Genomic DNA, 23,006 nt, shown 5'->3' with positions numbered 1-23,006 from the left:
CGCCTACGTTGCGTGGGACCCGAGGCCCGACGCTACCCGGATCGCCGCCTGAGGTCATCCCCCCAACGCCCGCACAAAACCGAACGGACCATCGGACATCATCCGAACGTATGAGGAGTAGCCGGTCGCAGGCCGAGCTGACTGACGGCCGGAAGCCAGGCCGCACCGTAGGGCGCGGCCAATCCGACCCACCGCCCGGCGAGCCGGACGTGCACATCGGACTCCACCGGTGACGGCCGTCCACCCAGGAAGCCCATGCGCGTAACACCCTGGACAAGACGTTGAGATATTTCGATACGCTGCGTGGTGTCCGTTGTGACCACGATTGCCACATGATCGAGCAGCGCGTCGCGCAGCGCCCGCTCCCCCACCGGCTGCCCGCCGACGCCGTTCTCGGTCGCGTCGCGCAGCGCACCGGCCGCGGCCTCGGCCACCCGTCGCAGCTCGGCCACCGGCAGCCGCTCCACCGACCGGGCGCCGTCCGGCGGCAGGCCCCACCGCCAGTCCGAGTCCCGGCGCACCGGCAGCGACCGGGCACCGCGGGCCAGCTGGTGCAGCAGATCCGCGGCCGCGACCGTGGCGTCGCCGGGGCCGTCGCCGTCGACGGTCCGGGTCACCATCACGTTCCACGGGAGCATGGCCCAGAGATCAGTGCGGCCACGGTACGACCGGAGCCGCACCACCGCGGACGGGTCCAGCCGGGTCAGGCGCACCAGGAACGCGCCCGCGTCCTGCGCGCCGGTCACGCCGTGGCTCGCCACCGGCGCGCTCATGTCCGCGCCCCGTCCACGGCCGGGTCGTACCGGCTGAGGAACTCCCGCTCGTGGGGTGTCATCCGCCGCGGGCGCTGACCGGCCAGATCGAAGAGCACGCACACGGTACGCGCGCGGCTGGCCAGCAGATCCCCGTCGAACAGCTCGTAGACCACGGTGAACTGCGCGCCGCGGATGTTCTCGATCCACAGCTCGATGCGCACGTGCGGCGGCGGGGGCGGGGCCAGGGAGGCGTCGGTGCGGTAGACCACCGGGCGCACGTAGTCGATCTCGTGGCGGGAGATCACCACACCGTCGTCCACCAGGGACGGGCCGCCGCGCTCCGCGGCCAGGGCGTAGATGAGCGCGACCCGGGCCTCCTCGTAGAGCGTCAGGAAGCGCGTGTTGTTGACGTGGCCGTACGAGTCCATGTCCGACCAGCGGAGCGCGCAGTGATGGACGTAGCGCACGCGGTACCCCGTTCTATGGAGAGGGCGCCCGGCATCGGCCGGGCGCCCTCGAAGGCCGGTCTCAGTCGCGGGTCAGCTTGCGGTAGGTCACCGCGTGCGGACGGGCGGCGTCGGCGCCGAGCCGGTCGATCTTGTTCTTCTCGTAGGCGTCGAAGTTGCCCTCGAACCAGAACCACTTCGCCGGGTTCTCGTCGTCGCCCTCCCAGGCGAGGATGTGGGTGGACACGCGGTCCAGGAACATCCGGTCGTGGGAGATGACCACGGCGCAACCGGGGAACTCCAGCAGCGCGTTCTCCAGGCTGGAGAGCGTCTCGACGTCGAGGTCGTTGGTCGGCTCGTCGAGCAGGATCACGTTGCCGCCGATCTTCAGCGTCAGCGCGAGGTTCAACCGGTTCCGCTCACCACCGGAGAGGATCTTCGTGGCCTTCTGCTGGTCCGGGCCCTTGAAGCCGAACGCGGCCACGTAGGCACGGGACGGCATCTCGACCTTGCCGACCATCATGTGGTCCAGGCCGTCGGAGACGACCTCCCAGAGCGACTTGTCGCCGTCCAGGCCGGACCGGTTCTGGTCGACGTAGGAGAGCTTGACCGTCTCGCCGACCTTGACCTCGCCGGAATCCGGCTGCTCCAGACCGACGATCGTCTTGAACAGCGTGGTCTTGCCGACGCCGTTCGGGCCGATGATGCCGACGATGCCGTTGCGCGGCAGCGAGAACGACAGGTTGTCGATCAGCGTCCGGCCGTCGAAGCCCTTGGTCAGGCCGTTGACCTCGATCACCGTGTTGCCCAGGCGCGGGCCCGGCGGGATCTGGATCTCCTCGAAGTCGAGCTTGCGGGTCTTCTCCGCCTCGGCGGCCATCTCCTCGTACCGGTCGAGGCGGGAACGGGACTTGGTCTGGCGCGCCTTCGCGTTCGACCGGACCCACTCCAGTTCCTCGGAGAGGCGCTTGCGCATCTTCGCGTCCTTGCGGCCCTCGACCGAGAGGCGCGCGGCCTTCTTCTCCAGGTACGTCGAGTAGTTGCCCTCGTAACCGATCGCCCGGCCGCGGTCCAGCTCCAGGATCCAGCCGGCCACGTTGTCCAGGAAGTACCGGTCGTGGGTGATGGCCAGGACGGTGCCGGCGTACTTCGACAGGTGCTGCTCCAGCCAGTGCACGCTCTCCGCGTCCAGGTGGTTGGTGGGCTCGTCGAGCAGCAGCAGGTCGGGCGCCTCGAGCAGCAGCTTGCACAGCGCGACGCGGCGGCGCTCACCACCGGAGAGCTGGGTGACGTCCGCGTCGGCCGGCGGGCAGCGCAGCGCGTCCATGGCGAGCTGGAGCTGGGCGTCGATGTCCCACGCGTCCGCGTGGTCCAGCTCCTCCTGGAGCTTGCCCATCTCCTCCATCAGCTCGTCCGTGTAGTTCGTCGCCATCTCCTCGGCGATCGCGTTGAAGCGGGCGAGCTTCTCCTTGGTCGCGGCGACCGCCTCCTCGATGTTGCCGAGGACGGTCTTCTCGTCGTTCAGCGGCGGCTCCTGCGCCAGCATGCCGACGGTGTAGCCGGGCATCAGGCGGGCCTCGCCGTTGCTCGGCCGGTCGAGCCCGGCCATGATCTTCAGCAGGCTGGACTTACCGGCGCCGTTCGGGCCGACCACACCGATCTTGGCACCGGGCAGGAAGCTCAGCGTCACGTTGTCGAGCACGACCTTGTCGCCGTGCGCCTTACGCGCCTTTTCCAGGACGTAGATGTACTGGGCCACGGTGCGCCCTACCTCCGAGTCAGTGATGAGAATTCCGGCGGCCTCGCCGCGGCTCTGCCGAGGGCAGCAGACAACAGTGTCAATCCTGACAGGTCGGGTGGGCATCCCGCACACCACCCTGTCGAGGCCTTGCCAGCACTGGTATCACTCGCTAGCTTGCGAGTATGACCAAGAAGCTCGCGATCAGCGTCCCCGACGACGTAGCCGCTCGCCTTGAACAGGAGCCGAACGTCTCGGCTTTCATCACCTCAGCCGTCCGTTACCGGATGGCTGGCGAGCGAACCCGAAACGCACTCCGCGGGCTTGGGTTTCAGCTCGACGAAGAGGGCATAGCAGCAGCAGGCCGCCAGTTCGACGAGATGCAGCAGCGCATCACGCCCGAGCTGCGCTCCCAGGCTGAAGCCCTGCGCGACGAGATCAATCGTCAGCAGGCTGCGGTAAACGCCCGGCGCGCCGGATGACCGCCGGCCTGGTGCTCGACACCAGCGCCATCCTTTCCTATACCGCCGGTTCAGAGTTCGTCGGCGAACGCATCGCCAAGACGGCCGATCAAGGCCTGGAGGTAGTCGTCCCGGCGCTCTGCCTCAGTCAGGCGTATCGCGAGGCGGACAGTGAGCAGTGGCACTACCTCGACGTTCTCTCCACGCTGCCACAAACCGTCGTCGCACCGGTCGAGCTGAACATGTGCGCCATCATGGGTGGCTGGAGCCGGATGCTAAAGACCATGGATCTTGCGCAGACCGCAATGGAGGCAGCCGCCCGGCCCATCGTGCCGATCATGAGCGCGCATGCCGATCTGATCCACCAGGTCCTGCCGAAGGAGTGGCCGATCATCGAGCTCTGAGGCGTACCCGTGAAAAGATCTTGATGTTGGTCGTGTCACCTGCGCGTTTGGGTTGCCTCGCGGGGTGGCATTTCACGGTGCGACCGGCGACACCGGCTGTCAACGACCGGACAGTAGGCTCTCAGCCGGGACCCCGCATTACACCGGAGGTGTACGGAACGTGGCCGAGCGTAGTTCCTTCGTCGTTGTCGCCAACCGCCTGCCCGTGGATGAGGTGACCACCCCGGAGGGGCGCCAGTGGCGGCCGAGCCCTGGCGGACTGGTCACCGCCCTCCACCCCGTGCTCGTGCGCGAGCGCGGCACCTGGATCGGCTGGGCCGGTGGCACCGGCGACGCGCCCGATCCCTTCGAGCTGGAGGGCATAAACATCCATCCCGTGCCGCTGAGCGCAGTCGAGCTCGAGCGGTACTACGAGGGCCAGTCGAACGCGACGATCTGGCCGCTCTATCACGACGCGGTCGAGACGCCGGCGTACAAGCGGAGCTGGCGCGAGACCTACCGGACCGTCAACCAGCGCTTCGCGGAGGCCGCGGCCGAGGTCGCCGCCGAGGGTGCCACCGTCTGGGTGCAGGACTATCAGCTGCAGCTGGTCCCGGCCATGCTGCGCGAGCTGCGGCCGGACCTGAAGATCGGTTTCTTCCTGCACATCCCGTTCCCGCCGATCGAGCTGTTCATGCAGATGCCGTTCCGCACCGAGATCCTGCGCGGTCTGCTCGGCGCGGACCTGATCGGCTTCCAGCAGCGGCTCGCCGCGCAGAACTTCGTCCGTCTGGCCCGGCACCTGCTCGGCCTGCGCTACGAGGGCCAGATGATCCACGTCGACGGACGCCAGGTGAAGGCCGGCGCGTTCCCGATCTCGATCGACGTGGCCGAGATGGAGCGGATGGCGGCCGACCCCGGCATCCAGGCCCGCGCCAAGGAGATCCGCGGCGAGCTGGGCAACCCCAAGACCGTCATCCTGGGCGTGGACCGGCTCGACTACACCAAGGGCATCGAACTCCGGCTGAAGGCGTTCCGCGAACTGCTCGCTGACGGAAAGCTGACAGTTCCGGACGCGGTGATGGTCCAGGTGGCCACGCCGAGCCGGGAGCGCGTCGAGCACTACCAGGCGCTCAGGGTCAAGGTTGAGCGTGAGGTCGGGCGCATCAACGGCGAATTCGGACGGGTGGGCGTGCCCGCGGTCCACTATCTCCACCAGTCGTACAGTCGCAGTGAATTGGCCGCGCTCTACAGCGCGGCCGACGTCATGATGGTGACCCCTCTGCGAGACGGAATGAATCTGGTGGCCAAGGAGTACGTCGCCACGCGCGCCGACACCGGCGGCGCGTTGGTGCTCAGCGAGTTCGCGGGTGCCGCGACCGAGCTGCGTCAAGCGTTTCTGTGCAACCCGCACGACCCCGAGGGCGTCAAGGAGGTGCTGCTGCGCGCCGCGCACATCGAGCCTGCCGAGGCCCGGCGTCGCATGCGCGTCATGCAGCGGCACCTGCGCGCCCACGACGTCGATCACTGGGCCCGCTCGTTCCTGAACGAGCTCGGCGTTCCGGAGGCGGCGTGACGTCCCCGCTCGACCTCGACCTCCGGGGTGCTCAGATCGATCCGGAGCTGCGCGCCGCCATCGGCCGCATCGCCCGCGTCCCCAACCTGCTGGTCGCCTGCGACTACGACGGCACGCTCGCCCCGATCGTGGAGGACCACTCCCGCGCGGTGCCGCTGCCGGAGTCGGTCGCCGCGATCCGCGCGCTCGCCGCGCTGCCGCAGACCACCGTGGCGGTCGTGTCCGGCCGCGCGCTGCGCGACCTGGCGACGCTCTCCCGGCTGCCCAGCGAGGTCCACCTCGTCGGCAGCCACGGCTCCGAGTTCGACGTCGGCTTCCTGGAGCGGCTCGACCCGGAGCTGATCGAGATCCGCACCCGGCTGCAGATGGAGATCCGCGGCATCGTCGGCGGACGGGCCGGCGTGCGGCTGGAGGCCAAGCCGGCCAGCATCGCGGTGCACTACCGCGGCGCCGAGCCGATCGTGGCCCGCCAGGTGGTGGACGCGATCGAGGCCGGTCCCGCGTCCTGGCCCGGCGTCTACGTCAAGCGCGGCAAGGAGGTGCTGGAGCTCTCCGTCGTCACCACGCACAAGGGCTCCGCGATCGACCAGCTGCGCAGCCAGCTCTCCGCCAGCGCCGTGCTCTACATCGGCGACGACGTGACGGACGAGGACGCATTCGGCACGCTCCAGGGCCCGGACGTCGGCATCAAGATCGGTGACGGCGGCACCAAGGCCGGATTCCGCGTCGCCGAGCCGATCGAGGCCGCGCGCCTGCTCGCGCTCGTGCTCCAGACCCGGCGGAACTGGCTCTTCGGCGAGCACGCGGTGCCGATCGAGCGCCACTCGATGCTCTCCAACCGGCGCACGGTCGCGCTGATCACGCCGGAAGCCAAGGTCACCTGGCTGTGCCACCCCCGTCCGGACGCGTCCGCGATCTTCGCTGACCTGCTCGGCGGCAACCCGGCCGGCTTCTTCTCGGTCTCGCCGGAGCGCGGCGGCATCCCGCTCGGCCAGCGCTACCGGCCCGGCACCATGACGGTCGAGACCCGCTGGTCCGGGCTGACCGTCACGGACTGGCTGGACACCAGCGTGCACGAGGACGAGACCACCGAGCTGACGGTCGCGACCGCGGACTCGACGCTCATCCGCGTGCTCTCCGGGCACGGCAAGGTGCGGCTCGAGTTCGCGCCGCGTCCCGAGTTCGGCCAGGTCGCGGTGCAGCTCCAGCCGACCGGCGACGGCCTGCTGGTGCTCGGCTCCAACGAGCCGGTCGCGCTCTACTCCCCCGGCGTCACGTGGGAGGTCGAGTCCGACGGCGACCGGGACACCGCACGCGCGCTGGTCGACCTGACCGCGGCCGGCGGCGAGGTCACGCTGGAGCTGCGGTTCGGGTCGCACGACCTCGGCCACAGCGGCATCGTCGCCCGCACCCGGCAGGAGAACGCGGAACGCCCCTGGCGCGAGTGGGCAGGCGGCCTGAAGCTGCCCACCGTCGCCCGGGACCTGGTGCTGCGCAGCGCGCTCACCATGCGCGGTCTCACCCACGAGGCCACCGGCTCGATCCTGGCCGCGGCGACCACGTCGCTGCCCGAGGAGGTCGGCGGCGTCCGGAACTGGGACTACCGCTACTGCTGGCTGCGCGACGCCGCCATGACCGCCCGCGCGCTGGTCGACCTGGGCTCGCTCACCGAGGCCGAGGCGTTCCTGCGCTGGGTCGACGGGTGCGTGGAGCGCAGCGGTGGCCACCCCGAGCGGCTCCACCCGCTCTACACCATCGAGGGCTACGAGCTCGGCGCCGAGGCGGTCATCGACACGCTGCCCGGTTACGCCGGCTCTCGCCCGGTGCGCGTCGGCAACCTGGCCAACCACCAGCTCCAGCTGGACATCTTCGGCCCGGTCGCGGACCTGATCGCGGCCGTCGCCGACGCGCGCGGCTCGGTCCGCGACGAGGAGTGGGGCCTGCTCGACTCGATGGTCCAGGCCGTCGAGCGCCGCTGGCACGAGCCCGACCACGGCATCTGGGAAGCCCGCCTAGCCCCGCGCCACCACGTGTTCTCCAAGGTCATGTGCTGGATGACGGTCGACCGCGCGGTCAAGATGGTCGAGCGGCACGGCAACGGCCGCTCGTCGTCCGCCTGGGCCGCGCTCCGCGACACCATCGGGGCGGACGTGCTCGAGCACGGCTGGCACGAGGGCGTCGGCGCCTACTCGGTGGCCTACGGCGACGAGGACATGGACGCGTCATCGCTCTGGATCGGCCTCTCCGGCCTGCTCCCGGACGACGACCCGCGCTTCCTCGCCACGGTCCTCAAGATCGAGGCCGACCTGCGCTCCGGCCCGGTCGTCTACCGCTACCGCTGGGACGACGGCCTCCCGGGCCGCGAGGGCGGCTTCCACATCTGCACGGCCTGGCTCATCGAGGCCTACCTCCGCACCGGCCGCCGTGCCGACGCGGAAGAGCTGTTCACGCAGATGCTGGACACGGCCGGCCCGACCGGCCTGCTCCCCGAGCAGTACGACCCGATGGCCGAACGCGGACTGGGCAACCACCCGCAGGCCTACAGCCACCTCGGCCTGGTCCGCTGCGCCCTGCTCCTCAACAACGTCCTCACCCCGGCGTGACGACCGTTTAACCGTTTCACCAGGCTCCACCGGCCGCCGCGGGTCACTCGCGGCGGCCGGACTCTGTGAGTCTCCGGTCGTTTCCGCCGGTTGCCACGACAGCTCAGGAGATCGCCACTTCCATGATGAGGCGATCCTCCCCCGGACCGAGGTAGTCGATCTCCGTCCTCGCCACCCGGAATCCCACCTTGGTGTAAAGCGCGATCGCGGCAGAATTTCCTGGATCGACACTCAGGAAGGCCTGCTTGATGCCGGACGATCGCATTCCCCTGAGCGTGTGCTCGACAAGGCCTTGCCCGATGCCCTTCCGCACGTGGTCCGCGTGCACTCCCACCGACCAGAACCACCCGGTGATGCCGTCCTCGGCAGGAATGGCGATGACGTATCCGACGATGCCGCCGGCGTCCTCGGCCACGTAGAAAGTCGAACGATAGGCCTCATGAACCTGCCGAAAAAGATAGAACGGGTAGCTCAGATAGCCGAACAGACTCTCTTCGAGCGCGGTGACGTTCGCCAGATCACTGGAATCGGCGCAGCGAATCTTCAATGCAGGATGCACGACGATTCGTCTCCCTTGAGGTGGGTAGCGAGGCTGTAGACCCTGTTGTAAGTCATGATCATGTCCTGAATCTCCCCGAGATCCAGGGTGAAAGAGTTGCGATGCCCGCCGCTGTTATTCGTGAGCACCGCCCGGTATGCGCATGTCTCGTCCCAAACTATCATGTCGATCTGCAAATCAGGCGGTATGTCCTCCTTCCGGACCTTGAATACGTGCACCCCGGAGGCATGCTGATCCTCCGCCAAACCGTTCAGGGCATCAGTCCACTCGGTGTAGATGAAAATCCGCTCGACATGCACACCCCGATCAATGGCGGCCTTCAGCAGGCTCCAGTACTTCTTCCCCAAGGGCGACATCCACCAGGCGAGGTCAACCTCCTGAAGACTGGTGGCGCGAATGCTCCTCCGCGTCCTCGGAGCCTGGTCCAGAAGTATGCTGATGTCCTCGTAGTCATGAACTATGTGACCGCGCTCCAATTGCTTCAGACCTCGATCACTGTCCTCGATCAGCTTGCGGGCCGCCACCATCGCCGGGCTGTCGGGAAACCTCTGCTCGATCTTCTCGATCGACTCCGCCATGCCCTTCACGAGCCGAGGCATCCACGCTATGCGGCTCACCGCCTCGGTGAGGGACAGCTGGTGGATGATGCTCTTGGTCTGCCCGTTCTGGCGGACGAGATATTCGATCTGCACGGCCAGCATGGTCACCTGAAGCCCTGCCACGAAACTGACTATCGACTTGACGTCCGGCAACAGATAAGACATCAGACCGGCCACGATCGCCAGAACGACCCCAATTGCAACGATCATGACAATCCCCGTCCAGGATCCGATCGGCATGCTTCCCGCGTGACACTGCAATACGGCGAGTACGGTACACCGTCCCGCCGAATGCCAGCGACGCTATATGCGCCCTATGTCCGTTGTAGAGCCTGAGGCGCTACAGGCACAAGCATGCCAGTTCGCCACAAGACTTATTTCGATCTTCATGGCGACAATTTCGTCGATCTTGAATGCGAATTGATCGCGGGCCGGCGAGTCGCGATTCCCGTTTGCCGCGGGAGTCGGGACGAGCACGACATCTGCCGGGGCCCGGCACACCTGGCCGGTGCTCCGGGAGACGCCGCGTGGCCGGAACACCGGCCACGCGGCGGGTCAGGCGACCGGGACCGAGGAGAGCGCGTCCACCACGTCGCCGACGACGACGATGGCGGGTGGGCGGATGCCGGCGGCGGCGGTCTTCTCGACGACGTCGCCGAGGGCGGCGCGGACGACGCGCTGTTCGCCGGTGGTGCCCTCCTGGACGACGGCGGCGGGGGTGGACGGGGAGCGGCCGTGGGCCATCAGGGTGGCGGCGATCTTCGGGAGGTTCTTCAGGCCCATCAGGATCACCACCGTGCCGCGCATGCCGCCCAGCGACGGCCAGTCGACCAGCGAGGTCGGGTCGTCCGGGGCGACGTGGCCGGAGACCACGGTGAACTCGTGCGCCACCCCACGGTGCGTGACCGGGATGCCGGCCACGGCGGGCGCCGCGATCGAGCTGGTCACGCCGGGGACCACGGTGACCGGTACGCCGGCCTCGGCGCAGGCGATCGCCTCCTCGCCCCCGCGGCCGAAGACGTAGGGGTCGCCACCCTTGAGCCGCACCACGAACGCGCCCGCGCGCGCCCGGTCCACGATGATCCGGTTGATCTCCTCCTGCGCCTTCGCGGGGCCGTAGGGGATCTTGGAGGCGTCGACCAGTTCCACCTCGGGGCGCAGCTCGTCCAGCAGCAGGCCCGGGACCAGCCGGTCCGCGACCACGACGTCCGCGGCCGCGAGCAGCCGCCGCCCCTTCACCGTGATCAGCTCGGGGTCGCCGGGGCCGGCGCCGACCAGCACGACCCGGCCGGGCGCGGCCGCGGTCTCGGGTGCGGCACCGGAGAACCCGGCGGGCGCGTCCGGCACGTGGCAGCCGGGCAGCGTGCCGTCGGCCAGTCCGTCGCGGATCGCGTCGCGGACGACCTGGGCGCGGTGCGGGTCGCCGCCGCCGGTGACGGCCACGGTGACCGCGCCGTGCCGGGTGACCGCGGGCGTCCACGCGGTCGCGGCCGCCCGGTCGTCCGCGCGGACGCAGAAGACGCGGCGCTCCTCCGCGGCCACGCTGACCTCGGCGGCCGCCGCGGCGTCGTTCACCGCCACCTGGACCAGCCAGGCGTCGTCGACGTCCGCGGCCTCGAAACGGCGGGCGGCCCAGGTGATCCGGCCCGCGTCGGCCAGCGACTGCAGCGCGGGCGTGAGGTGCGGGGAGACGAGCAGCACGCGGGCACCGGCGGACAGCAGCGCGGGAACGCGGCGGGTGGCGACCGCGCCGCCGCCGACGACCAGGACCTTGCGGCCGGTCAGGCGCAGCGCGAGGGGATAGAGTTCGGTCACTTCTCGGACACTCCGGCGGAGTCGAAGGTGGCGACCTCGTGCAGCACGCGGACGGCGCCGGAGACGATCGGCAGCGCGAGCACCGCGCCGGTCCCTTCGCCGAGCCGCATGCCGAGGTCGATGAGGGGTTCGAGGCCCAGGTGGGCAAGTGCCGCGGTGGCGCCCGGCTCGACGGACCGGTGACCGGCGATCAGCGCGCCGGCCACGTCGGGGTGCAGCGCGGCCGCGATCAGCGCACCGGCCGCGGCGTTCACGCCGTCCACCACCAGGGGTACGCCGTGCGCGGCCGCCCCCAGCATGAACCCGGCGATCGCCGCGTGCTCCAGCCCGCCGACCTCCGCCAGCACCCGCAGCACGTCCGCGTCGCCGGGCAGGCGGCGCAGCGCATTCCGTACCACCGCGATCTTGAGCTCGAAGGTGTAGTCGTTGATGCCGGTGCCCCGGCCGGTGACCTCCGCCGGGTCACGCCCGGTCAGTGCCGCGATCAGGGCCGCGGCCGGCGTGGTGTTCGCGATCCCCATGTCGCCCGCGACCAGGATCTTCGCGCCGCCGTCGATCAGTTGAGCCGCCACCGTGAGGCCGGCGTCGATTGCGGCCAGTGCCTCGTCGTGCGTCATGGCCGGCCCGGTCGCGAGGTCCGCCGTGCCGGGACGGATCTTGGCGGAGATCAGGCCGGGCGCGGGGTCGAGCTCGGCCGCGATGCCGACGTCGACCACGTGCACGTCCGCGCCGGTCTCCCGCGCGAACGCGTTGATCACGGCGCCGCCGGCCAGGAAGTTCGCCACCATCTGCACGGTGACCTCCTGCGGCCACGGCGTGACGCCCTGGGCGTGGACGCCGTGGTCGCCCGCGAAGATCGCGACCGCGGCCGGCGAGGGCAGCGGTGGCGGACAGGCGCGGGCGAGACCGGCCAGCCGCACGGAGAGGTCCTCCAGCGCGCCGAGCGACCCGGCGGGCTTGGTCAGCCGTCCGTGCAGCGACCGGGCGGCCGCCATGGCCTCCTCGTCCAGGGGACGGATGTCCAGCGCCCGGATGGCCGCGAGCGTGTCCCGCATGGGTCAGCCTCTTTCCAGCAGTCCGCCGAGTGCGTCGGCGAAACGGTCAGTGGTCGCAGTGTCTCGCACCGCGACGCGTACGTAGTCCGCGCCCAGCCCCGGAAACGTGTCGCCGCGCCGCACCGCGAAGCCCGCCTCCCGCAGCGCCAGCCGCAGCTTGTCCGCGCCGTCCATTGTGACCAGCACGAACGCGCTCTCCGGCTCGCCCGGCACGGTGACGCCCGGCAGCGCGCGCAGCCGGCGGACAAGGTATCCCCGTTCGTCTGCCAGGCGCGCGGCGATCTCCCGTTCGGTGGCGACGGCCACGGGTGAGGCGCACGCCTCCGCGGCCGCGAGCGCGGGCGTGGAGACCGGCCACAGCGGCTGCACGGCCCGGCAGCGCGCGATCAGTTCCGCCGGACCGAGCAGGTAGCCGACGCGCAGCCCCGCGAGCCCCCAGGTCTTGGTGAGGCTGCGGACCACCACGAGACCCGGCAGGTCACGCCGCTCGGCCAGCGACTCCGGCTCCCGGTCGAGCCCGTCCCGGTGGGCGCTGTCCGCGAACGCCTCGTCGACGACCAGCACCCGCCCGGCCGCGGCCAGTGCCGCGATCTCCGCCGCCGGGTGCAGCACCGAGGTCGGGTTGGTCGGGTTGCCGATGAAGACCAGGTCGGCCTCGTCCGGAACCGGCGCGGACCCGAGCCGGAAGTCCCCGGTCAGGATCACCCGCCGCACATCGTGACCGGCGCTGCGCAGCGCCGCCTCCGGCTCGGTGAACTGCGGATGCACCACCACCGGGCAGCGCGCCCCGCGCAGCGCCTGGGCCAGCAGCACGAACCCCTGCGCCGCACCGGCCGTGAGCAGCACCTCCTCCGGCGGTCGCCGGTGCCGTGCCGCGATCGCCGCGGTCGCCGGACCGGGGTCCGGGTACGCCGCGAGCCCGGACAACGACGCCAGGATCGGTCCGGACAGCCAGTCGGGCATCGGGTCGCGACGGACGTTCACCGCCAGATCGACCAGTCCCGGTGCCACCTCCGCGTCACCGTGGTGCCCCAGCTCCTCCAGCACACTCCCGCCCTTCGCTCGCCTGCTTCGGTCCACCACAGCATGCGGGACCCCTCCCGCGCCCTCACAGACCGCCAGACGAGATGTGAGAAGCGGTTCAGTCCTTTCCGCCCTCAGATAAGCGAATATGTCCTACTTTTGGCGTATGGAGCGTGACACCTCGACGATCAGCCGGCTCGCGGCCCTTCTCCGGACCGGGATCATCGTCGGCGTGATCGTGGCCGGCATGGCGTACCCACTGGCCGCGCTCGCCGGTCTCGGTGCCAAGGTCGGCATCCAGAAGGTGCGCGAACTCCCCCGCGAGCTCACCGTGCCGCCCAGCGCCCAGACCAGCTACGTCTACGCCTCCGACGGCACGACGCTGCTCACCATGTTCTACGAGGAGCACCGCAAGCCGGTCGCGATCGCCGACGTCGCGCAGAACGTCCAGCACGCGATCATCGCGGCCGAGGACTCCCGCTTCTACGAGCACAACGGCGTCGACATGAAGGGCGCGGCACGCGCGTTCGTCGCGAACCAGCGCGCCGGCGGCGTCTCCCAGGGTGCCTCCACGCTGACCATGCAGTACGTCCGGATGGCGCTGCGCGACGGCGCCGACTCCCCCACCGAGGCGCTCGCCGCGACCGAGCAGACCACCGCCCGCAAGCTGCGCGAGATGAGCCTGGCGATGGAGGTGGAGAAACGAATGTCCAAGGAGCAGATCCTGGAGGGCTACCTCAACTCCGCCTACTTCGGGCACCGCGCGTACGGCATCGCCGCCGCCTCCGAGGTCTTCTTCTCCAAGACTGCGAACGACCTGACCGTGGCCGAGGCCGCGACGCTCGCCGGGCTGGTCAAGGCGCCCTCCGCGTACGACCCCGCCGGCAGCGACCAGCACGCGGCCACCGAACGCCGCAACTACGTGATCGACCGGATGGCCGAGGCCGGCTTCATCACCACGGCCGAGGCCCGCACCGTCAAGGCCGAGCCGATCTCGCTCCAGCTGACCAACCCGCCGAACGACTGCGTCTCCGTCGCCCAGGCCACCAACGACTGGGGCTACTTCTGCGACTACTTCAAGAACTGGTGGATGCAGCAGGAGGCGTTCGGCGCGGACCCGGCCGCGCGGCTGGACAGGCTGCGGCGCGGCGGCTACAAGGTGATCACCACGCTCGACCCGGCCGTCCAGGCGAACGCGCAGAAGCACGTGCTGGCGAAGGAGAAGACGGACAGCCGCTTCGCGCTCGGCACGGTCGCGGTCGAGCCCGGCACCGGCCACGTCCGCGCCATGGCCGTCAACCGGGTCTACTCGCTCGACCAGAAGCACAACGGCCGGCACAGCGACGCGCGGCAACGCCGGGCCGGCATCCTCGGCAACTACCCCAACACGGTGAACCCGCTGCTCGGCGGCGGCGACATGCCCGGATACCAGGCAGGCTCCACGTTCAAGATGTTCACCATGCTGGCCGCGCTGGAGGACGGCCTGCCGCTGTCCACCAGCTACTACTCACCACAGAAGCTCCGCACGAAGTACGCCGCGGACTGGAACGTCCGCGAGTGCGGCACCAAATGGTGCGTGCGCAACGCCAGCCCGACACAGACCGGCCGGAAGAACATGTGGACCGGCTTCGGCCAGTCCGTGAACACCTACTTCGTGCAGCTGGAGCAGAAGGTCGGCGCGCAGAAGGCGGTGAAGATGGCCGAGCGGCTCGGGCTCCGCTGGCGTACCGAGATCGACCGCATCCAGGCCTCCCCCGACCGGGCCCGCGGCTGGGGCGCGTTCACGCTCGGCGTCGCGGACACCACCCCGCTGGAGATGGCGAACGCGTTCGCCACCGTCGCCGCGGACGGGAAGTACTGCGAGCCGCTCCCGGTCACCTCCGTCACCGCGCCCGACGGCACCGAGGCCACCCGCGCGGTCGACGGCAAGCAGATCAACGTCGCCGACCCCCGCTGCCACCAGGCCGTCCCCGCGGACGTGGCCCGCGCCGCGACCGAGGCCGCCATGTGCACCACCCGCGCCTCGGAGAGCGGCCGCTGCGGCGAATGGTCCACCGCCCCCGACGTCAAGCGCACCGTCAAGCGGCAGGTCGCCGGCAAGACCGGCACCACCGACAACTACCAGGCGTCCTGGTTCATCGGATACGTCCCGCAGCTCGCCGTGGCCGCGTTCCTCTCCGACCCCGACAACCCCCAGCACCGCGTCGGCGACCAGAACGGCTACAAGCCCCGCGTCACGGTCGCCGAAACCCTCCGCGACGCCGTCCAGGACCAGCCCGTCCAGAAGTTCTCGCCGCCGTCCAAGAAGCTGACCCGCGGCGAATACACCGACAACCGCAACTACCGCTACTACGACTACCGCTCCTACCGCCGACGAAACTGACCCCCTGACCTCGGTCCGAGAAGCCAAACCCAGATCATCTTCCCGCTTCCGGCGTGGTTGCGGTCCGCATGCTCCCGCGGGCAAACCTCCGGGGATCGGAAGACTCCGCTGGCGCTCCGCTTCCGACCCCCGATCGGAGCCGGTCCCGTCGCTGGTCCCGGAAAACCTCCGCGCGCCGCCGACTTTCGTCATCGGCCGCCGGCTCACCACCACAGGACCAGCCCGCGCGACATGGCTCCCACACTGCCCACCGCCGACCCGCGACCACGAGTCCGGCCCACACGGCAACGGCAACCAGCGCCCGCCGCCAGCCTCTAACTGCGGGGCCGGCCCCGCACGGCACCCAATGCCCCGCCAGCGGCCCGCGGCCACAGATCGGTCCGGGCGCTCCGCGCCCGAAATATCGTCATTTAGCGGTCCGGCGACCGTGCTTGACTCCGCAGGCGCAAAGGAAAAACGGACCCGCGCAGAAACGCCGCACGGCGGATCCGGCCGTGCGGCAGGAGCCGGGTCTCAGCGGAGGTCGGCGGCGACCAGGGACCAGATCTCGAGGTCGGCGCGGGCGCCCTGGACGTCGCCGGCGTTGCGGAGGACACCCTCGTAGCTGAAGCCGGCCTTCTCCGCGACGCGGCGGGCCGCGACGTTGCCGGGGGCGACGCGGAACTCGAGGCGCTGGAAGCCGTGCTCCATGATCAGGGCGAACGAGACCGCGATGACCGCCTCCGCGGCCAGGCCGAAGCCGCGGGCTTCCGGCGCGAGCGCGACGCACAGCTCGGTGACGCGGCCCGCCCAGTCGGTGCGCTTGGTCCAGAGGCTGCCGATCAGCCGGTCGTCCTCGCGGCGGACGATGCCGAGGTGGTCGCCGGCGCCGCTGTCGCGCCGCTCCTGCGCGTCGTCGGTGCACCAGTCCAGCCCGTTTATCGGCGCGAGCTCCTCGCCGAACGGGAGCCAGCGCCGGGTCGTCCGGTCACTGAAGACGGGGGCGATCTCCTTGGCGTCGTCGCGGGTCAGCGCGCGGACCACGAGTCGCGGGGTGGAGACGGTCAACGCCGGGAACGTGCGCACCGCCACAAGGACACTCACGCGCCAGACCATACCGGCCGGGTACGACGCTTTTCCCGGGTTATCCGAGACCTTTCACCGGAAATAGTCGGCTTTGGGTCCTCGAAAGAGCCGATAAACGACAGATCACCACCGCCAGGAACCGCGGTATCACCCGCGAGTAGCCTGCGAGATGTGTACCGGTTCCTGTTCACCCCTCGCTGGCTGGGCTACCTCGCGCTGGCGGTCGCCGCGGCCGTGGTCATGGTCATGCTGGGCAACTGGCAGCTGAGCCGCTATCAGGAACGCACCGCGATCAACAACCGGATCGACCGGGCGGACAGCATCGCCCCGGTCCCGCTCGCCTCCGCGCTGGCCCGGCCCACGCGGACCGGCACGGCCGGCGACGCGCCCGCCACGGACGTGGAGTGGACCCGGATCACCGTCACCGGCCGCTACGACTCGGCGAACGAGATCCTGGCGCGCAGCCGTACCGTCGATGGTCAGGTCGGTTTTGAGATCGTCACGCCGCTGGTCCTGAGCGACGGCACGGCCGTCCTGGTCGACCGCGGCTGGATCCCGCCGGCGGACGGTGGCGCGCTGGCCCGCCCGCAGGTCCCGCCCGCGCCGACCGGCACCGTCACCGTCATCGGCAAGATCCATTTCTCGGAGAGCAAGGCCGGCGCGCTCGAACGCCGGGACGGCCGCCTGGAGACCCGCCGCATCGGCCTGCCGACGCTCGCGCCGGAGCTCCCCTACCCCGTCTACGGCGCATATGTGCTGCTCACCGAGCAGCAGCCGGCCAACGACGCCGCGTTCTCCCAGATCGAGCCCCGCCACGAGAACTCCTGGCAGAACGGCGGCTACGCCGTCCAGTGGTGGCTCTTCGCCGCCCTCGCGCTGGCCGGTTTCGTCTGGCTGGCCCGCCGCGAGGCCCAGGGCCCCACCACCCCCGACGCCCGCCTCCTCGCCGAGGAGGCGGAACACTACGCCCGCGTCATCGCCGAGCGCGGCTAGGAGACACCGTTTACCGGCGCCGAGCGCCCCGGTCCTCCCACGGACGCTCCGCGCCCGGAATCTCATGAAACAGGATCACGCTGCCGGACCACGCCGGAAGCGGGAAATGAATGAGATCTTGATCTGGGTTGTCGCCTCCCGGCCGACGCGAATACCGGCGGCGAGGCGCGGGCCCGGCCGTCGCGCCAGCGGGCTCGGGGTCTGGGGTCGCCCCCGGGCAAACTCAGGCGCCGGTGTGGATGGCGCGGACCGCGGTGATGGTGTCGGCCTCGGCGGCGGGCTTGTCGTCGCGGTAGCGGAGGACGCGGGCGAAGCGCAGGGCCACGCCGCCGGGGTAGCGGGAGCTGGTCTGGACGCCGTCGAACGCGATCTCGACGACCTGTTCGGGGCGGACCGTGACGACCCAGTCGCCGCGGTCGACGGCCAGGGCGAGGAAGCGTTCGGTCTGCCAGCGCAGCAGCTCGTCGGTGAGGCCCTTGAAGGTCTTGCCGAGCATGACGAAGCCGCCGTTCACGTCGTCGCGCGCGCCCAGGTGCAGGTTGGACAGCCAGCCCTTGCGGCGGCCGCTGCCCCACTCGACCGCGAGCACGACCAGGTCCAGCGTGTGGCGGGGCTTGACCTTGACCCAGGCGCCACCGCGGCGGCCGGAGTCGTAGGGCGCGTCCGGCGACTTGATCACCACGCCTTCCTGACCGGCGCGGATCGCGGTCGCGAACAGCTCGGCGCCGTGCTCCGGCGTCTCGGTCAGCGCGCGTCCGACGATCAGCTCCGGCGGCAGCGTGTCCGCGAGCGCGGCCCAGCGCGTGGTGCCGGGCGCGTCGAGCAGGTCGGTGCCTTCGTGGTGCAGGAGATCGAAGAAGTACGGCGTGAGGACGGTCCCGGTCGCGGACACGGTGCCGCCCGCGCGGGTGGCCGCGCGGGCGGACGTCTCCTGGAACGGGCGCGGCCGCCCGGTCGCGTCCAGCGCGATCGCCTCGCCGTCCAGCACCAGATCGCCGGGCGGCAGCACCCGGACCGCGTCGACCACCTCGGGTACGCGTGCGGTGATGTCGTCCAGGCTCCGGGTGAAGACCGCGACGTCCGTGCCGGAACGATGCACCTGGATGCGGATGCCGTCCAGCTTCACGTCGACCATCGCGGGTGAGCCGGTGCTCTCCAGCGCCGCCTCCACCGTGGGCGCGCTCTGGGCCAGCATCGGCGCGAGCGGCCGCCCGACGTGCAGCGCGAACGCGGCGAGCGCGGCCGCGCCACCGTGCAGCGCGGCCTCGGCCACGGTCTTCAGGTCGCCGCTGAGCAGCAGCGCACGGCGCACGGCCGGCGCGGGCACGTCCGCGGCCTTGGCGATCGCGTCCGCGAGTATGCCGGCCTGGGCGCCCTGGCGCAGTTCGCCGCTGAACAGTCCGGCCAGCAATCGCTGTTCCTCCGCGGTGGCGGCGGCGAAGAGCGCGCCGACCAGCGCGCGCCGCCGGGCCTGGGAGCCGGTGCCGGAGACGGCGGAGAGCTCCGTGACGGCGGCGTCGACCGCGCCGACGGTCAGCGTGGGCTCGGCGGCGGGGGCGGGCAGGTCGCGCAGGCCCGCCCAGCCGACGCCGGTCTGTCGTTGCCGCAGCTCACCCGCGAGGTAGGCGGCGCCGGCCGTGACCTCGCCGGGGTCGAGCCGGCGCAGTGCCTCGGCCAGCAGCTCGATCTTCGCCTTGCGTGCCGAGGTCGCCGCTACCGCGGAAGAGGTGGCTGCCAGATCAATGAACCTCACGGGTCCATCCTGGCAGCCACCTCGGACATTTATGCGGCAATGGGAGGCTCGACGATCTGCAGGCCCCGGGTGCGGATCGCCTCGGCGAGGCGGGCGAGCTGACCGTCCACTGCGACCAGCGCGGCGGACAGGTCGTTCAGGTGCTCGGCGAGAACGGTGTCGTCCCACCCGGAGACGTCCACGTCCCCCAGCGCGCTCACGGCGGCGTCCAGCCGCGCGATCACATCATTCGTACTCATGTACGAACACTAGCGCATTCAGCCCTTGTGGAGTGCTTTCGCCACAGTCGACAGCAGCAGCGCCTCCGCGAGGCACGCGCGCGCGAACTCGCCCAGGTGCAGGCTCTCGTTCGGACCGTGTGCCTTGGAGTGCGGGTCCTCCACGCCGGTGACCAGGATCGCGGCCTGCGGGAACAGCTCCTGGAACGTGGCGATGAACGGGATCGACCCGCCGATGCCGACGTCCACCGGCTCCGCGCCGTCCCACGCGGTGCGGAACGCGTCGCGCGCCGCGTCGAACGCCGGGCCGGTCGCGTCGATGACGGACGGCGAGCCGTCCTGCTCCAGCGTGACCGTGACCTGCGCGCCCCACGGCGCATGCTTCTCCAGGTGCGACCTCAGCGCGGTGTACGCGGTCTTCGGGTCGTCGCCCGGCGCCAGCCGCAGGTTGAGCTTTGCCTTCGCGGACGGGACCAGCGCGTTCGGCGCCTCGGCGGTGGGCGGCGCGTCGATGCCGAGGATGGACAGTGCCGGCTTGGTCCACATCCGGTCGGTGAGCCGGTCCGTGCCGATGAACTGCACGCCGTCGAGCATCCCGGCCTCGGCGCGCAGCCGGTCCTCCGGGTAGTCGAGCTCTGAGGCCGCGCGGCCGGCCAGGCCCTCCACCGCGACCTCGCCGGTCTCGGTGTGCAGCGTGCCGAGCAGCTTGACCAGCGTGGTCAGCGCGTCCGGCGCGATGCCGCCGAACATGCCGCTGTGGACCGCGCTGTGCAGCGTGCGGACCTCGACGAACGCGTTGACGATGCCGCGCAGCGAGGTGGTCAGCGCGGGGACGCCGACGTCCCAGTTCGCCGAGTCGGCGATCACGATCACGTCGGCGGAGAGCTCGTCGCGGTGCGCCTCGAGCAGCGCGTCCAGCGACTCGGAGCCGTACTCCTCCTCGCCCTCGATGAAAAGCACCACGCCGACCGGGAGCGCGTCACCGTACGCCCGGAGCGCCGCGATGTGCGCCATCACGCCGGCCTTGTCGTCCGCGGCGCCGCGGCCGTAGAGCCGGCCGTCGCGCTCGACCGGCTCGAACGGGTCGCTCTCCCACATGCTCCGGTCGCCGATCGGCTGCACGTCGTGGTGCGCGTAGAGCAGCACGGTCGGCGCGCCGGGCGGGGCCGGCCTGGTCCCGATCACGGCGGGCTGCCCGCCCGCGCGCACGATCCGGGTCTCCAGGCCCTCGCCGCGGAGCAGCTCGGCGACCGCGTCGGCCGAGCGCTCCACGTGCGAGAAGTCGAAGCCCTCGAAGGCGATCCCGGGGATCCGGACGAGCCGTTCGAGGTCGGCACGCACGCCCGGCATCTCCCGCAGGATCGCCGCCCGGAGCGCCACCTCATCCATGATCAAATCCGTCATGAGACCAATCTACTGGTCTTCAGCGCTTCCGTTCGTCCCCGGACGACGGCGGGCGGCACGGGCCGCGGAGTCCGCCGCCGTGCTCGCCCAGTCGCGCGCCTTGCCCGCCTGACTGCCGGCCCACTCGCCGATGTCGGCCGCGCCGCCGCTGAGCCGACGGGCCAGCGTGACCAGCGGGTCGGGCGAGTTGGCGAACGTCTCCCGGTACGAGTCGGCCGCTTCCTTCGCGGCCTCGGTGACCTTCGCGTCGCCGTCCGTGTCCCGGTGCGGGAAGTCGCCGCCGAGAATCCGGGCGTAGGCGCCGGAGTCGACCCACGCGCGCAGGTCAGCCGCGCGGGCGACCGGCACCGGGTGGCTGCTCCAGGCCGTCATCTTCAGCTTGTGCAGGCTGTCGCGCAGGTCGCCGCCGCCCTGATATTCCGCGGCCTGCTCCAGGAACGCGGTGGTGTCGATCTGGCTCAGATCGCCGCCGCCCGCGAGCTTCATCAGCAGGCGCAGCGCCGCGGCCGGGTCCTGACCGGCGAGCAGACCGGCCCGGTCGGCGGAGAGCTCGGCCTTGCGCCACCACTCGTACATCGCCGCGATGATCGCCCGGAGCGCGATCGCGCCGATCGGCAGCCAGGCCACGTTCGTCGCCCAGCGCGTCAGCACCATCATGATCGTCTTGTAGACCGCGTGGCCGCTGCGCACGTGACCCAGCTCGTGGCCGAGCAGCGTGCGCAGCTCGTCCTCGTCGAGCTGCTGGACCGCGCCCGTGGTGATCACGATGAACGGCTTGTCCAGGCCGATGGCCTTGCCGCCGATCATCGGGTTCTGCTCGACGTAGAGCTCCGGCAGCTCCGGGATGTCGAGCGCGGCGCCGGCCTCGGCATAACGCGCGTAGACCGACGGGTACTGCCGGTGGTCGACGCGGATGCCGCCGGCCAGGTACGAAAGGCGGAAACCGCGCTCGTTCCACATGCCGAAGAAGGCCTTCACCACGTCGTCGAAACCGCGCAGCTCGCGGAGCGCGGTCAGCGCGCCCCGGTCGGCCGGGTGTTCCCAGGCACGTGAGCTGATGCCGGTGAGCGTCACCCTCCGTCGCGCCGGTGTGCCGCCTGTGCTGTCGGACGTCATCTCACGCTCCCCAGAATCGCCGAACTTCCCTGCGATCGTGCCTCAGCCCGTCAAACCACGTCCAGGAACGCTCACCCTGAGTTCTCCCCTAGGGTCCCGATCACTGCTGGCGGATCGCCTCGCCGGCGATCTCGATCCGGACCTTCTTCCCCACCAGCACGCCGCCGCTCTCCAGCGCCACGTTCCAGACCAGCCCGAAGTCCTCCCGGTCGATCTCGGTGTGCGCACTGAAACCCACGATGTCCCGCCCGTACGGATCGCGCCGCGCCCCGCCGAACTCCACGGTCAGCTCCACCGGCTGCGTGACGCTCCTGATCCGCAGATCGCCGCTGAGCACGAACTTCCCCGGCCGCTTGCCCGCCGGCTCCGGCATGTCCACCGCGCGCCGCGAGATCTTGTTCCGCCGCAGATTCGCCCACAGGAAGATGGACTCGTCCGCCTCCTGGTATTTCACACCGGTGCTGCGGAACTCCAGCGCCGGAAACGACTCGACGTCCAGGAAATCGGCGCTGGACAGATGCGCGTCCCGTTCCGGATTGGTGGTGTCGATGCTGTTCGCCTGAATGACGGCGGTCACACTCGATTGCAGCGGATCCTCCGCCACGATGATTCTGGCCTGCCCCTTGGCGAACTCACCGCGCACCGGGCTGACCATCATGTGCATCGTGTGGAAGCCGATCCGCTTGTGGCCCTCGTCCAGGTCGTAGATGCCGGGCGACGGAATGATCAGGCCATTCCATTCCCGCGTCGGGCGATCTGACATCGCTCCGCGTACCCCCTGAATTGCTTTTGCCTTATCACGACTCTCCGTGACCTTTCGTCCGATTAGACCACAGCAACCCGCCGCCCGCCTTGTCCTGATTTCCGCCCCGGATGGCGGTTAAATGTGGCATTCATGCAAGGGTCGGCGAATTGCGGCAAGTAACGCGTTGCCATGAATTCACTGAGAGATCCCCGACATTCTCGGACAGAGCGTCGCCTCTCAATCACTGAGCGGACGAACACGCACGAATTCCGTCGGCGTCACGCCGTAGCGGCCGCGACGGGCGCGAATCAGATGG

20 protein-coding genes are annotated in these 23,006 nt (G+C 70.4%); 6 read left to right on the top strand and 14 right to left on the bottom strand.

Annotated features, from left to right (window positions below; genetic code table 11):
* Positions 1-98 precede the first annotated feature (98 nt).
* The 3 genes from OP04_RS36575 to ettA all read right to left on the bottom strand — a co-directional run bounded on the left by OP04_RS36575 (position 99) and on the right by ettA (position 2,960).
* The gene (locus OP04_RS36575) at positions 99-773 is read right to left on the bottom strand and encodes a hypothetical protein (RefSeq protein ID WP_033344505.1); all 675 of its coding nucleotides are present in this window, start codon (positions 771-773) and stop codon (positions 99-101) included.
* Complete coding sequence (locus OP04_RS36570; RefSeq protein ID WP_051799659.1) at positions 770-1,183, bottom strand: acyl-CoA thioesterase; 414 nt, start codon at positions 1,181-1,183, stop codon at positions 770-772. The genes OP04_RS36575 and OP04_RS36570 overlap by 4 nt, the downstream gene beginning before the upstream one ends.
* 100 nt (positions 1,184-1,283) lie before the next feature.
* Positions 1,284-2,960, bottom strand: coding sequence for an energy-dependent translational throttle protein EttA (gene ettA, locus OP04_RS36565; protein ID WP_033344503.1), 1,677 nt, complete (start codon positions 2,958-2,960; stop codon positions 1,284-1,286).
* A gap of 164 nt (positions 2,961-3,124) precedes the next feature.
* Between ettA and OP04_RS36560 the strand changes: the two genes are divergently transcribed.
* The 4 genes from OP04_RS36560 (at position 3,125) to otsB (ending at position 7,962) form a co-directional block, all read left to right on the top strand.
* Positions 3,125-3,421, top strand: coding sequence for a hypothetical protein (locus OP04_RS36560; RefSeq protein ID WP_051799636.1), 297 nt, complete (start codon positions 3,125-3,127; stop codon positions 3,419-3,421).
* Positions 3,418-3,804 (top strand): hypothetical protein, encoded by a 387-nt coding sequence (locus tag OP04_RS36555; RefSeq protein WP_033344502.1) that lies wholly within the window; start codon positions 3,418-3,420, stop codon positions 3,802-3,804. The genes OP04_RS36560 and OP04_RS36555 overlap by 4 nt, the downstream gene beginning before the upstream one ends.
* Before the next feature lie 160 nt (positions 3,805-3,964).
* Positions 3,965-5,359 carry an alpha,alpha-trehalose-phosphate synthase (UDP-forming) gene (locus OP04_RS36550; protein ID WP_033344501.1) on the top strand — a complete coding sequence of 465 codons (1,395 nt, stop codon included), beginning with the start codon at positions 3,965-3,967 and terminating at the stop codon, positions 5,357-5,359.
* Positions 5,356-7,962: a trehalose-phosphatase gene (gene otsB / locus OP04_RS36545; RefSeq protein WP_033344500.1), complete on the top strand. Its 2,607-nt coding sequence runs from the start codon at positions 5,356-5,358 to the stop codon at positions 7,960-7,962. Before OP04_RS36550 ends, otsB begins: the two co-directional genes overlap by 4 nt.
* Positions 7,963-8,065: 103 nt before the next feature.
* Here otsB and OP04_RS36540 read toward each other — a convergent pair whose 3' ends face one another.
* The 5 genes from OP04_RS36540 to cobC form a co-directional block, all read right to left on the bottom strand.
* A complete protein-coding gene (locus OP04_RS36540; RefSeq protein WP_198154108.1) occupies positions 8,066-8,521 on the bottom strand; it encodes a GNAT family N-acetyltransferase in 456 nt (151 codons plus the stop codon).
* Entirely contained in the window at positions 8,506-9,360 is an 855-nt protein-coding gene (locus tag OP04_RS36535) for a hypothetical protein (RefSeq protein WP_157240840.1), read from the bottom strand. Before OP04_RS36535 ends, OP04_RS36540 begins: the two co-directional genes overlap by 16 nt.
* A gap of 315 nt (positions 9,361-9,675) precedes the next feature.
* The gene (cobA, locus tag OP04_RS36530; RefSeq protein ID WP_033344497.1) at positions 9,676-10,935 is read right to left on the bottom strand and encodes a uroporphyrinogen-III C-methyltransferase; all 1,260 of its coding nucleotides are present in this window, start codon (positions 10,933-10,935) and stop codon (positions 9,676-9,678) included.
* Positions 10,932-11,990, bottom strand: coding sequence for a nicotinate-nucleotide--dimethylbenzimidazole phosphoribosyltransferase (cobT, locus tag OP04_RS36525; protein ID WP_033344496.1), 1,059 nt, complete (start codon positions 11,988-11,990; stop codon positions 10,932-10,934). Before cobT ends, cobA begins: the two co-directional genes overlap by 4 nt.
* Positions 11,991-11,993: 3 nt before the next feature.
* The gene (gene cobC / locus OP04_RS36520; RefSeq protein ID WP_051799635.1) at positions 11,994-13,073 is read right to left on the bottom strand and encodes an Rv2231c family pyridoxal phosphate-dependent protein CobC; all 1,080 of its coding nucleotides are present in this window, start codon (positions 13,071-13,073) and stop codon (positions 11,994-11,996) included.
* Between the two features lie 106 nt (positions 13,074-13,179).
* Between cobC and OP04_RS36515 the strand changes: the two genes are divergently transcribed.
* Entirely contained in the window at positions 13,180-15,396 is a 2,217-nt protein-coding gene (locus tag OP04_RS36515) for a transglycosylase domain-containing protein (protein WP_232323872.1), read from the top strand.
* A gap of 513 nt (positions 15,397-15,909) precedes the next feature.
* Here the strand turns inward: OP04_RS36515 and OP04_RS36510 are convergent.
* Complete coding sequence (locus OP04_RS36510) at positions 15,910-16,479, bottom strand: GNAT family N-acetyltransferase (protein ID WP_157240838.1); 570 nt, start codon at positions 16,477-16,479, stop codon at positions 15,910-15,912.
* A gap of 153 nt (positions 16,480-16,632) precedes the next feature.
* Here OP04_RS36510 and OP04_RS36505 point away from each other — a divergent pair, with 153 nt between their 5' ends.
* Entirely contained in the window at positions 16,633-17,454 is an 822-nt protein-coding gene (locus OP04_RS36505; protein WP_051799633.1) for an SURF1 family cytochrome oxidase biogenesis protein, read from the top strand.
* A 223-nt stretch (positions 17,455-17,677) separates the two neighbouring features.
* On the opposite strand, the gene OP04_RS36500 is transcribed toward OP04_RS36505, so the two are convergent.
* The 5 genes from OP04_RS36500 to OP04_RS36480 all read right to left on the bottom strand — a co-directional run bounded on the left by OP04_RS36500 (position 17,678) and on the right by OP04_RS36480 (position 22,708).
* Positions 17,678-19,207: an ATP-dependent DNA ligase gene (locus tag OP04_RS36500; RefSeq protein ID WP_033344493.1), complete on the bottom strand. Its 1,530-nt coding sequence runs from the start codon at positions 19,205-19,207 to the stop codon at positions 17,678-17,680.
* Between the two features lie 29 nt (positions 19,208-19,236).
* On the bottom strand, positions 19,237-19,446 hold the full coding sequence (locus tag OP04_RS36495; RefSeq protein ID WP_033344492.1) for a hypothetical protein: 210 nt from the start codon (positions 19,444-19,446) through the stop codon (positions 19,237-19,239).
* Positions 19,447-19,464: 18 nt separating this feature from the next.
* Positions 19,465-20,829: a dipeptidase gene (locus tag OP04_RS36490; protein ID WP_033344491.1), complete on the bottom strand. Its 1,365-nt coding sequence runs from the start codon at positions 20,827-20,829 to the stop codon at positions 19,465-19,467.
* Positions 20,830-20,838: 9 nt separating this feature from the next.
* Positions 20,839-21,945: a M48 family metallopeptidase gene (locus OP04_RS36485; protein ID WP_033344490.1), complete on the bottom strand. Its 1,107-nt coding sequence runs from the start codon at positions 21,943-21,945 to the stop codon at positions 20,839-20,841.
* 100 nt (positions 21,946-22,045) lie between these two features.
* Complete coding sequence (locus tag OP04_RS36480) at positions 22,046-22,708, bottom strand: YceI family protein (RefSeq protein ID WP_033344489.1); 663 nt, start codon at positions 22,706-22,708, stop codon at positions 22,046-22,048.
* Positions 22,709-23,006: the final 298 nt, after the last annotated feature.

This window comes from Catenuloplanes japonicus (assembly GCF_000717135.1).
Lineage (GTDB): Bacteria > Actinomycetota > Actinomycetes > Mycobacteriales > Micromonosporaceae > Catenuloplanes > Catenuloplanes japonicus.
This window is presented reverse-complemented; position numbering and strand designations above follow the sequence as displayed.

Bases quoted from the DNA above. Each gene is read 5' to 3' on its own strand.
- OP04_RS36575 (WP_033344505.1), bottom strand. From the start codon at position 773: ATGAGCGCGCCGGTGGCGAGCCACGGCGTGACCGGCGCGCAGGACGCG.
- OP04_RS36570 (WP_051799659.1), bottom strand. From the start codon at position 1,183: ATGGACTCGTACGGCCACGTCAACAACACGCGCTTCCTGACGCTCTAC.
- OP04_RS36560 (WP_051799636.1), top strand. From the start codon at position 3,125: ATGACCAAGAAGCTCGCGATCAGCGTCCCCGACGACGTAGCCGCTCGC.
- OP04_RS36555 (WP_033344502.1), top strand. From the start codon at position 3,418: ATGACCGCCGGCCTGGTGCTCGACACCAGCGCCATCCTTTCCTATACC.
- OP04_RS36535 (WP_157240840.1), bottom strand. From the start codon at position 9,360: ATGCCGATCGGATCCTGGACGGGGATTGTCATGATCGTTGCAATTGGG.
- cobT (WP_033344496.1), bottom strand. From the start codon at position 11,990: ATGCGGGACACGCTCGCGGCCATCCGGGCGCTGGACATCCGTCCCCTG.
- OP04_RS36515 (WP_232323872.1), top strand. From the start codon at position 13,180: ATGGAGCGTGACACCTCGACGATCAGCCGGCTCGCGGCCCTTCTCCGG.
- OP04_RS36495 (WP_033344492.1), bottom strand. From the start codon at position 19,446: ATGAGTACGAATGATGTGATCGCGCGGCTGGACGCCGCCGTGAGCGCG.
- OP04_RS36490 (WP_033344491.1), bottom strand. From the start codon at position 20,829: ATGACGGATTTGATCATGGATGAGGTGGCGCTCCGGGCGGCGATCCTG.
- OP04_RS36485 (WP_033344490.1), bottom strand. From the start codon at position 21,945: ATGACGTCCGACAGCACAGGCGGCACACCGGCGCGACGGAGGGTGACG.
- OP04_RS36480 (WP_033344489.1), bottom strand. From the start codon at position 22,708: ATGTCAGATCGCCCGACGCGGGAATGGAATGGCCTGATCATTCCGTCG.